Genomic DNA, 10209 nt, shown 5'->3' on the forward strand with positions numbered 1-10209 from the left:
GCCATGGCCACCGCCACCACCTGCACCGCGGCCGCCACCGCCACCACCGCCGGCATGCCGATGGCCGCCGCGGCCGGCGCCTTCGCCGATCACCATGCGGCCGAGCACGATCGGCTCGGGACGCTCATTGGCACTCGGCTCGAAGCCCGGCACGTTCTCTTTCGGGATCTCGCGCTTGATCAGCTTCTCGATGTCGCGCAGGAAGCCGTTCTCGTCGACGCACACCAGCGACACCGCTTCGCCCTGCGCACCCGCGCGGCCGGTGCGGCCGATGCGGTGCACGTAGTCCTCGGGCACGTTCGGCAGCTCGAAGTTGACGACGTGTGGCAGCTGGTCGATGTCGATGCCGCGCGCCGCGATGTCGGTGGCCACCAGCACCTGCAGGTCGCCGGTCTTGAAGTCGGCCAGCGCCTTGGTGCGCGCGCTCTGGCTCTTGTTGCCGTGGATCGCCATCGCGCTGATGTCCTGCTTCAGCAGGTGCTCGACCAGCCGGTTCGCGCCGTGCTTCATGCGCGTGAAGACCAGCACCTGGTTCCAGTCGTTCGACTTGATCAGGTGCGTCAGCAGCTCTTTCTTCATCTCGCGGCCGACCGGATGCACCTTCTGCGCGATCGCGTCGTTGGTCTGGTTGCGGCGCGCCACTTCGATCAGCGCCGGCTTGTTCAGCAGGCGGTCGGCGAGCGTCTTGATCTCGTCGCTGAAGGTGGCCGAGAACAGCAGGCTCTGCTTCTGCGCCGGCACGATGGCCAGCACCTTCTTGATGTCGTGGATGAAGCCCATGTCGAGCATGCGATCGGCTTCGTCTAGCACGAAGATCTCGACGTGGCTCAGGTCGAGCGTGCGCTGCTGGTGGTGGTCGAGCAGGCGGCCGGGCGTGGCCACCAGGATGTCGACGCCCTTGCGCAGGCGGTCGATCTGCGGCTGCATGCCGACGCCGCCGAACATCACCATCGAGGTGAGCTGCAGGTACTTGCCGTAGGTGCGCACGCTCTCTTCGACCTGCGCCGCGAGTTCGCGGGTGGGCGTGAGGATCAGCGCGCGGATCGGCAGCTTGCCGCGTGCGTCGCGCACCGCCGGCTTGGCCGACAGGCGCTGCAGCATCGGCAGCGTGAAGCCGGCGGTCTTGCCGGTGCCGGTCTGGGCGCCGGCGAGCAGGTCGCCGCCGGACAGCACGGCCGGGATGGCCTGTGCCTGGATGGGAGTGGGAACGGTGTAGCCCTGTTCGTGAACGGCACGCAGCAGGGGCTCGGACAGGCCGAGGGTGTCAAAAGACATGGGGATCCATCAGGAGATCGGCCCGTCGCCGAGTACTTCGGCGCCAGTCGCAGGCAGACGATGAGGTGAGCGCGAGGCTCAGGTCAGGGATGACGGCAGCGAAGTGACTGGTGTCTGCGCTGGTGGGCGGATTCTACCTGCTGAACGCGATTTCATCGCCGGAACTGCCGGGTCTCGGCCGGCCTCATCCGGGCACTCCCGCGGGGCGGTTCGCGGAGCGGCGACAATACGCCGTTGGCGCCGCGGTCTGCGGCCGGCCATTCCCGCTTCACCTCCCGCTCTTCCCGCTCTCCAGGACCACACGCCATGGCTCAGTACGTATTCACGATGAACCGCGTGGGCAAGATCGTCCCGCCCAAGCGCCAGATCCTCAAGGACATCTCCCTCAGCTTCTTCCCCGGCGCCAAGATCGGCGTGCTCGGCCTGAACGGTTCCGGCAAGAGCACGCTGCTGAAGATCATGGCCGGCATCGACAAGGACATCGAAGGCGAGGCCACGCCGATGCCCAACCTGCGCATCGGCTACCTGCCGCAGGAGCCGGTGATGGCGCCCGACCAGACGGTGCGCGAAGCGGTCGAGGAGGGCCTGGGCGGCTCGCTGGCCGCCAAGAAGCGCCTCGACGAGGTGTATGCCGAATACGCCGAGCCCGATGCCGATTTCGACGCGCTCGCCGCCGAGCAGGCCGAGCTCGAAGCCGTCATTGCCGCCGCCGGCAGCGAGAACACCGACCTGCAGCTCGAGATCGCGGCCGATGCGCTGCGCCTGCCGCCGTGGGAAGCGGTGGTCGGCAAGCTGTCGGGCGGCGAGAAGCGCCGCGTCGCGCTGTGCCGCCTGCTGCTGTCCAAGCCCGACATGCTGCTGCTCGACGAGCCCACCAACCACCTGGACGCCGAGTCGGTCGACTGGCTGGAGCAGTTCCTGAGCCGCTTCAGCGGCACGGTGGTGGCCATCACCCACGATCGCTACTTCCTCGACAACGCCGCCGAATGGATTCTTGAACTCGACCGCGGCCGCGGCATTCCGTACAAGGGCAACTACAGCACCTGGCTCGACCAGAAGGAACAGCGCCTCGAGCAGGAGCAGAAGACCGAGGACGCGCGCACCAAGGCGATGAAGAAGGAACTGGAGTGGGTGCGCCAGAACCCGAAGGGCCGCCAGGCCAAGAGCAAGGCGCGCCTGGCCCGCTTCGAGGAACTGAGCGACGTCGACTACCAGAAGCGCAACGAGACCAACGAGATCTTCATCCCGGTGTCCGACCGCCTGGGCCACGAGGTGATCGAGTTCAGCAACGTCAGCAAGAGCTTCGGCGACCGCGTGCTGATCGACGACCTGAGCTTCAAGGTGCCGGCCGGTGCGATCGTCGGCATCATCGGCCCGAACGGCGCCGGCAAGTCGACGCTGTTCCGCATGATCGCCGGCAAGGAACAGCCGGATTCGGGCACCGTGAAGGTTGGCCCGACCGCGAAGATGGCCTTCGTCGAGCAGAGCCGCGAATCGCTCGAAGCCGACAAGACCGTGTGGCAGGACGTGTCGGGCGGGCTCGACAACATCATCGTCGGCAAGTTCGTGATGCCGTCGCGCGCCTACATCGGCCGCTTCAACTTCAAGGGCAACGACCAGCAGAAGCTGGTGGGCAGCCTGTCGGGCGGCGAGCGCGGGCGCCTGCACCTGGCGAAGACGCTGGCGCAGGGTGGCAACGTGCTGATGCTCGACGAACCGTCGAACGACCTCGACGTCGAAACGCTGCGCGCGCTCGAAGACGCGCTGCTCGAGTTCGCCGGCAGCATCATGGTGATCAGCCATGACCGCTGGTTCCTGGACCGCATCGCGACGCACATCCTCGCCTGCGAAGGCGATTCGAAGTGGGTGTTCTTCGACGGCAACTACCAGGAGTACGAGGCCGACAAGAAGCGCCGCCTGGGCGAAGAGGGCGCGAAGCCGAAGCGGCTGCGCTACAAGGCGCTGAAGTAAGGGCCTGCGCCGGTCAGAAGGCTCGCTGGCAGGTCGCCAGCTTGTCCTTCGCCGGCATCGACAGCATCCGGTTCAGCTCGGAGTTGTAGGTGGCGCGGTAGCCGTCGCTCTTGCGCACGGCCGACAGGTCCGACTTGGTCTTGGCCGCCAGCTGCTGCAGCATCTCCTGCCCCGGCTTCATGCTCTTCGGGTCGATCGGCGTGCAGACGTAGAGGACGGCATCGATGCCCGCCACCATCTGCTCGACGGCATCGTCGGCATGGGCGGGCAGGCAGGTCACGAGGGTTGCGGCGAGCAGCCCTGGAATGGCAAACGCGGATTTCAAACAGCAGTCCAACGGTGAGATGCCGCAACGGCATCGGATGGCAACCACCGATTGTCCCGAAGTTCCGGCGCTTGCGCCTTCGGGTACACGCGAATGGGGGGTGACCGTGGATCGTCTACTCCGTCACGGAACCCTGTCGCGACGACATTGAAACAGCGCGTTACACCGACATGTTCATGATGTCGGAGTAAGCCTGCACCAGCCGGTTGCGCACCTGCAGCGTGGCCTGGAAACCGATCTGCGATTTCTGCATCGCGACCATCGTCTCCTCCAGGCTGACCGTCGGGTTGCCCAGCGACACCTGGCGCTGCATCTCGTCGGACTTCAGCTGCGAATCGCTCACCGAGCGCAGCGCCTGCGTCAGCGCCTGCTGGAAGCCCGCGCCCTCGGTGGCCTTGCTGCTGTTGACCAGCGGCGTGCCGTTCGGGTTCATCCCCGCACGAGCCGCGGCCTGTGCGAAGTTGAAGGGCTTGAGGGTGACGTCCATGGGATCGAACTGTAGACAAGACCCTGAAGTCGGATGGGGCGAACTGCGGGCCCTTTCCCCGGCTGTTCAACGCAATTGAAACCTCAAGTTTCCAAATAATCGCTTCATTCAGGCGGCCTGTGCCCGTCTACCTCAAGCGAACAACATGGACAACGCGGTCACCCTTGCCAATGCCAACCAGCTTGCCGCCCCGGCCGGTTTCGGCGCGCGCCTGGCCGCGCTGCCCGCCAGGAGCAAGGCGAGCCTGGGCCTCGGCATCGCGGCGCTGATCGCCGTGCTGGCGGCCATCACGCTGTGGAGCAGCCAGGGCGACTACAAGGTGCTGTACGCCAACCTGTCAGAGAAAGATGGCGGCGCGATCATCGCCCAGCTGTCGCAGATGAACGTGCCGTACCGCTATTCCGATGGCGGCGGCGCGATCCTGGTGCCGTCGGCACAGGTTCACGACCTGCGCCTGAAGCTCGCGTCGGCCGGGCTGCCCAAGGGCTCGATCGTCGGCTTCGAGCTGATGGACGGCGCCAAGTTCGGCCAGACCCAGTTCCAGGAACGCCTGACCTTCCAGCGCGGCCTCGAAGGCGAACTGACCCGCTCGATCACCGCGATGTCGGCCGTGCAGAACGCCCGCGTGCACCTGGCGCTGCCGAACCAGAACGGCTTCTTCCGCGAACAGCAGAAGCCCAGCGCCTCGGTGRTGCTGACGCTGCACCCCGGCCGCACGCTCGACCGCTCGCAGGTCGCCGGCATCGTGCACCTGGTGTCGTCCAGCGTGCCCGAGATGAACCCGAAGGCCGTCAGCGTGCTCGACCAGACCGGCACGCTGCTGTCGGCCGCCAACGAAGCCACCAACGGTGCCGGCCTCGATGCGCAGCAGCTGCAGTACGTGAACCAGATCGAGGCCAGCTACAACAAGCGCATCCTCGACATCCTCGAGCCGGTGATCGGCCGCGACAACCTGCGCGCGCAGGTCACCGCCGACGTCGACTTCTCGCAGGTCGAATCCACCGCCGAGGAGTTCAAGCCCAACCAGGGCGAGAACGCGCAGGCCAGCGTGCGCAGCCAGCAGAGCAGCGAGCAGATGGGCCAGAGCGGCGCCGGCGCCACCGGCATCCCCGGGGCCGCGTCGAACCAGCCGCCGGTGCCGGCGACCGCCCCGGTGACGGGCGCCGCCCAGCCGCTGCAGACCGCGCAGAACGGCGCCGCCAGCAACACCAACAGCCGCAAGGAAGCCGTCACCAACTACGAGATCGACAAGACCGTGCGCGTGACGCGCAACGCCACCGGCACCGTCAAGCGCCTGAACGCCGCCGTKGTCGTCAACCACCGCAGCGTGACGGATGCCAAGGGCAAGACCACCACCGTGCCGCTGACGCCCGACGAGATCGAGAAGCTCAACGTGCTGGTGCGCGAGAGCATCGGCTTCAAGCAGGAGCGCGGCGACTCGGTGAAGGTCATCAACGCGCCGTTCCGCATCGAGAAGATCGAGCCCGACACCACGCCGATCTGGAAGCAGCCGCAGACGCTGGACATGCTGCGCGCCGCCGCGGTGCCGGCCTCGCTGGCCCTGGTCGCGATGGTGATCGTGTTCGGCCTGATCCGCCCGGCGCTGAAGGCGGCGCTGCCGCAGCCGGTGTCGCCGGCCGATGCGCGCGGCAACACGCTGAATGCGATGGTCGACGACGCCGAGTCGCTGCCGAAGCTCGGCCACGAAGCCGACGCGAAGCTGCCGATGCTCGAGGCGCCGCGCATCAGCCCGACGCTGATCGCCGCCCGCGCCTACGCCAAGGACAACCCCGCCGCAGTGGCCAGCATCGTGCGCGACTGGGTCAGCGGCGAAGCCGCCTGACGCCCGGCCATCACAAGAACGACGGAACAGAACACGATGGACACCAAGGGTCTGGAAGACGCGGCAATCCTGATGATGTCGCTCGGCGAGCAGGAAGCCTCCGAGGTGTTCAAGCACCTCACGCCGAAAGAGGTGCAGGGCCTGGGCGAGACCATCGCCCGGATGAAGACCATCCCGCGCGACCGCGTGGAGACGGTGCTGGAGCGCTTCGCGAACCAGGCGCAGGAGCAGAGCCTGCTCGTCACCGACAACGACGAATACATCAAGAGCGTGCTGCGCAAGGCGCTCGGCGACGACAAGGCCAACCTGCTGATCGACCGCATCCTGCAGGGCGGCGACACCAGCGGCATCGAGAGCCTGAAGTGGATGGATGCGAGCTCGGTGGCCGAGCTGCTGCGCAACGAGCACCCGCAGATCGTCGCGGCGATCCTGGTGCACCTGGACTTCGACCAGGCCTCGTCGGTGCTGAAGTGCTTCACCGAGCGCCAGCGCAACGAGGTGGTGGTGCGCATCGCCACGCTCGACGGCATCCAGCCGTCGGCGCTGAAGGACCTGAACGACGTCATGAGCAAGGTGCTGGCCGGCGGCGACAAGCTGCGCAAGGCCTCGCTCGGCGGCGTGAAGACCGCGGCCGAGATGATCAACCTGCTGGGCGGCAGCATCGAGACCGCGGTGCTCGACTACGTGCGCGAGGCCGACAACGAGCTGGCCCAGAAGATCATGGACAACATGTTCACCTTCGACGACCTGGAGAAGGTCGACGACAAGGGCATCCAGCTGGTGCTGAAGGAAGTGCAGTCCGAATCGCTGGTGATCGCGCTGAAGGGCGCGACGCCGGAGATGCGCGAGAAGGTGTTCCGCAACATGTCCACGCGCGCCGCCGAGACGCTGCGCGAAGACCTGGAATCGCGCGGCCCGGTGCGCGTGAGCGAGGTCGAGGCCGAGCAGAAGGAAATGCTGAAGATCGTGCGTCGCCTGAGCGACGAAGGCCAGATCGTGCTCGGAGGCGGCGGTGATGACCAGTTCCTCTAAGCCGAACGGCCCGCGGCAGGTGCCGCCGCCGGCCGGCGCGAAGCCGACCAGCAACTACAGCCGTTTCATCCCGCGCGAGGAGCTGAGCTCGTTCGCCGCGTGGAACCCGGGCTCGCTGTCCGGCGGCCCCGAGGCGTCGGCCGCCGGCGTGCAGCGCCCCGCGCCGCCGGCCCCGCCGCCGCCGAACCCGGCCGACGAACTGATGGCGCAGCTCAAGCAGGTGCGCCAGACCGGCTATCAAGACGGCTACCGCGACGGCCTGGTCGCGCTCGACGGCTTCAAGCAGAGCTATGCGGCGCAGGTCACCGCGCAGGTCGGTGCGATCGTGCAGGGCTTCGGCCAGCAGCTCGACGACCTGCAGCAGGACATGGCGCGCGCGCTGGCCGTCACCGCGACGCAGCTGGCCAAGCAGATGGTGCGCAGCGAGCTGAGCATGAAGCCCGAACTGGTCGCGGTGGTCGCGACCGAGGCGGTCGACACGCTGCTGCTGAGCGCCCGTCACATCACCGTGCGCGTGCACCCGGACGACCATGCGCTGGTCGCGCAGGGGGCGGCCGACGTGCTGGCCGCGCGCGGCGCGCGCCTGCTGTCCGACGCCGAGGTGCTGCGCGGCGGCTGCCTGGTCGAATCCGACATCGGCGTGATCGACGCGACGCTCGAGGCACGCTGGCGCCGGGTCGCTGCCTCGCTCGGCTGCGAGCAGGAGTGGGAAGGCGACGAAGCGCCGCTGCCCGAGATCGAAGCGAACGGGGGCGCCGCATGATCACGTCGCCGCATGAATCGAAGGCGGTCGCCGCCGCAGACAAGTGGCAACGTTATCTGGGCGACCTGAAGAACTTCTCGGCCGACGTGATGCCGCTGGAGACCCAGGGCACGCTGGTGCGGGTGGCCGGGCTGGTGCTCGAGGCCGCCGGCCTGCGCGTGCCGGTCGGCTCGGTCTGCGAGGTGCGCATGGACGGCCAGCCGCCGGTGCTGGCCGAGGTGGTCGGCTTCTCGGGCGACCGCGCCTACCTGATGCCCACCGGCGAGATCCACGGCCTGGCGAGCGGCGCGCGCGTCGTGCCGCGGCCGTCGCCGATCGTGCCGCTGCTGCTGGGCGCGACGCAACACCAATGGCGGCGCAGCGAAGACCGCACGCTGCACCTGCCGATGGGCGACGGGCTGCTCGGCCGCGTCGTCGATTCGCAGGGCATGCCGATGGACCGCAAGGGCCCGCTCGGCAGCGTGCACAACGAGCCGCTGATCCGCCGCCCGATCAACGCGATGGACCGCGACCCGATCCGCCAGCCGCTGGACACCGGCGTGCGCGCGATCAACGCGATGCTGACGGTGGGCCGCGGCCAGCGCATCGGGCTGTTCGCCGGCACCGGCGTCGGCAAATCGGTGCTGCTCGGCATGATGGCGCGCTACACCGCGGCCGACGTGATCGTGGTCGGCCTGATCGGCGAACGCGGCCGCGAAGTGAAGGAATTCATCGAGGACATCCTCGGCGAAGAGGGCCTGCGCCGCTCGGTGGTGGTGGCCGCGCCGGCCGATGCGCCGCCGCTCACGCGGCTGCAGGGCGCGAGCTACGCCACCGCGATCGCCGAGCATTTCCGCGACCGCGGCCAGCACGTGCTGCTGTTGATGGATTCGCTGACCCGCTTCGCGATGGCGCAGCGCGAGATCGCGCTGGCGATCGGCGAGCCGCCGGCGACCAAGGGCTACCCGCCGAGCTGCTTCGCGAAGCTGCCGCAGCTGGTGGAGCGCAGCGGCAACGGGATCCATGGCGTCGGCTCGATCACCGCGTTCTACACCGTGCTGAGCGAAGGCGACGACCAGCAGGACCCGATCGCCGATGCGGCGCGCGGCATCCTGGACGGCCACATCGTGCTGTCGCGCGAGCTGGCCGAGGCCGGCCACTACCCGGCGATCGACGTCGAGCGCTCGATCTCGCGGGTGATGAACAACGTGAGCCCGCAGGAGCACATCGACGCGGCGCGGCGCTTCCGCCAGCTGAGCGCGAAGTACACGAAGGCGCGCGACCTGATCCAGCTGGGCGCGTATTCGCCCGGCCACGACAGCGAGCTCGACGCCGCCGTCAAGCTGCACGGCCCGATGGTCGAGCTGCTGCAGCAGGGCATGAACAAACCGGCCAGCCTGAACAACAGCGTGCGCGACCTGCGCAAGTTGTTCGGCGGGTGATCACGACGATTGAAGGAGTACCTCGATGAGCAACGACCGATCGATCGAGCCGCTGATGGCGCTGCTGGGCCAGGCCGAACGCGAGCGTGATGCGGCGATGGCCGAATCGCGCCGCGCGACCGATGCGCAGACCGCGGCACTGGCGCAGGCCGAGCAGCTGACGAGCTACCGCGGCGAGTACGAGGCGCGCTTTCGCGAGCAGTTCAGCCGCAGCAACACGATGGACGTGATGCAGCACTACCAGGGCTTCATGCAGCGGCTGACGCTGGCGATCGACCAGCAGCAGCGCGTCGTGACGCATGCGCAGGGTCGCGTCGAGCGCATGCTGCAGCTGCTGCGCGAGCAGGAGATGCGCGTCGCCTCGGTGCGCAAGCTGCTGGAGCGCCGGCTGCAGGAGCTGCGCCTGGTGGCCGACCGCCGCGAGCAGAAGCAGACCGACGAGTTCGCTGCGCGCGCCGCGTGGAACCGGCTGAGCCAGGCCGGTGCTTCGCCGGCGGCCTGACGCGCCGGCATCCGAGTTGGCCGAGTTTTTCCGATCCACCGCTGAATCAACGCCCAGGCACTTCCATGTCCGCCGTGTCGTCGTCCTTGCCGATCTTTTCCGCGAACAACCCGCTGGCCGTCGCGCCGGCACCCGCACCCGCTTCYTCGCCATCTGCTGAGGCACCGCAGGCCACCGCCTTCTCGCAGATGCTGAAGCAGCGCCAGCAGGCCCAGGCGACGCCGGCCGCTGTGGCACCGGCGCCTGCCGCACCGCGTGCGCCGACCCCGAAGCCGGCCACGCCGCCAACGGCCGCTGCGCCGAAGGCGGCGCAGGCGCCTGCGCGCGCGGCGGATGCCGAGCGCCCGCAAGTGGCCAAGAAGGCCACCGACAGCGCGGCCCCGGCCGACGCCGAGGCCGGGGCCACTGAAACAACCATTGCCACCGCATCCGACAGCGCCGATGCCTCGACCGGGCTCGACCCGTCGATCGGCAACTGGCTGGCCGGGCTGAACCTGCCGGCCCCGAACACGCAGGCTGGCGGCAAGCTCGCGCGCGGCCAGGCCGACGCCGGCGCTGCCGAGGCGGGTGATGCACCCGGCGGCCAGGCC

The 10209-nt window shown here is 68.5% G+C and carries 9 protein-coding genes and 1 pseudogene; 7 read left to right on the forward strand and 3 right to left on the reverse strand.

The window, feature by feature from the left end:
- On the reverse strand, positions 1-1275 hold a 1275-nt coding region (locus AC1DXV_RS26050; protein WP_477936277.1), incomplete at its 3' end, for a DEAD/DEAH box helicase.
- 306 nt (positions 1276-1581) lie between these two features.
- Between AC1DXV_RS26050 and ettA the strand changes: the two genes are divergently transcribed.
- A complete protein-coding gene (gene ettA / locus AC1DXV_RS26055; RefSeq protein WP_477868589.1) occupies positions 1582-3246 on the forward strand; it encodes an energy-dependent translational throttle protein EttA in 1665 nt (554 codons plus the stop codon).
- A gap of 13 nt (positions 3247-3259) precedes the next feature.
- On the opposite strand, the gene AC1DXV_RS26060 is transcribed toward ettA, so the two are convergent.
- Together AC1DXV_RS26060 and fliE are read right to left on the reverse strand one after the other, a co-directional pair.
- The gene (locus tag AC1DXV_RS26060; protein WP_477868587.1) at positions 3260-3571 is read right to left on the reverse strand and encodes a hypothetical protein; all 312 of its coding nucleotides are present in this window, start codon (positions 3569-3571) and stop codon (positions 3260-3262) included.
- Positions 3572-3731: 160 nt separating this feature from the next.
- The gene (fliE, locus tag AC1DXV_RS26065; RefSeq protein WP_047500474.1) at positions 3732-4058 is read right to left on the reverse strand and encodes a flagellar hook-basal body complex protein FliE; all 327 of its coding nucleotides are present in this window, start codon (positions 4056-4058) and stop codon (positions 3732-3734) included.
- 145 nt (positions 4059-4203) lie between these two features.
- Here fliE and fliF point away from each other — a divergent pair, with 145 nt between their 5' ends.
- From fliF to AC1DXV_RS26095, 6 genes and pseudogenes are all read left to right on the forward strand, one after another.
- The gene (gene fliF / locus AC1DXV_RS26070; RefSeq protein ID WP_477936279.1) at positions 4204-5901 is read left to right on the forward strand and encodes a flagellar basal-body MS-ring/collar protein FliF; all 1698 of its coding nucleotides are present in this window, start codon (positions 4204-4206) and stop codon (positions 5899-5901) included.
- 36 nt (positions 5902-5937) lie between these two features.
- Positions 5938-6933, forward strand: coding sequence for a flagellar motor switch protein FliG (gene fliG / locus AC1DXV_RS26075; protein ID WP_477868581.1), 996 nt, complete (start codon positions 5938-5940; stop codon positions 6931-6933).
- Positions 6917-7696: a FliH/SctL family protein gene (locus tag AC1DXV_RS26080; RefSeq protein WP_477936281.1), complete on the forward strand. Its 780-nt coding sequence runs from the start codon at positions 6917-6919 to the stop codon at positions 7694-7696. Before fliG ends, AC1DXV_RS26080 begins: the two co-directional genes overlap by 17 nt.
- Positions 7693-9117, forward strand: a complete 1425-nt coding sequence (gene fliI / locus AC1DXV_RS26085; RefSeq protein WP_477936283.1) for a flagellar protein export ATPase FliI — start codon at positions 7693-7695, stop codon at positions 9115-9117. The genes AC1DXV_RS26080 and fliI overlap by 4 nt, the downstream gene beginning before the upstream one ends.
- Before the next feature lie 25 nt (positions 9118-9142).
- Positions 9143-9619, forward strand: coding sequence for a flagellar export protein FliJ (gene fliJ, locus AC1DXV_RS26090; RefSeq protein WP_477874387.1), 477 nt, complete (start codon positions 9143-9145; stop codon positions 9617-9619).
- 65 nt (positions 9620-9684) lie between these two features.
- A pseudogene (locus tag AC1DXV_RS26095) lies at positions 9685-10209 on the forward strand (hypothetical protein); the annotation flags it as partial.

The organism is Rhizobacter sp. P3_C12 (genome assembly GCF_056402735.1).

What these genes read in the sequence shown, in the direction of transcription:
- ettA (WP_477868589.1), top strand. Translation starts at nt 1,582, where the DNA reads ATGGCTCAGTACGTATTCACGATGAACCGCGTGGGCAAGATCGTCCCG.
- fliE (WP_047500474.1), bottom strand. Translation starts at nt 4,058, where the DNA reads ATGGACGTCACCCTCAAGCCCTTCAACTTCGCACAGGCCGCGGCTCGT.
- fliG (WP_477868581.1), top strand. Translation starts at nt 5,938, where the DNA reads ATGGACACCAAGGGTCTGGAAGACGCGGCAATCCTGATGATGTCGCTC.
- AC1DXV_RS26080 (WP_477936281.1), top strand. Translation starts at nt 6,917, where the DNA reads ATGACCAGTTCCTCTAAGCCGAACGGCCCGCGGCAGGTGCCGCCGCCG.
- fliI (WP_477936283.1), top strand. Translation starts at nt 7,693, where the DNA reads ATGATCACGTCGCCGCATGAATCGAAGGCGGTCGCCGCCGCAGACAAG.
- fliJ (WP_477874387.1), top strand. Translation starts at nt 9,143, where the DNA reads ATGAGCAACGACCGATCGATCGAGCCGCTGATGGCGCTGCTGGGCCAG.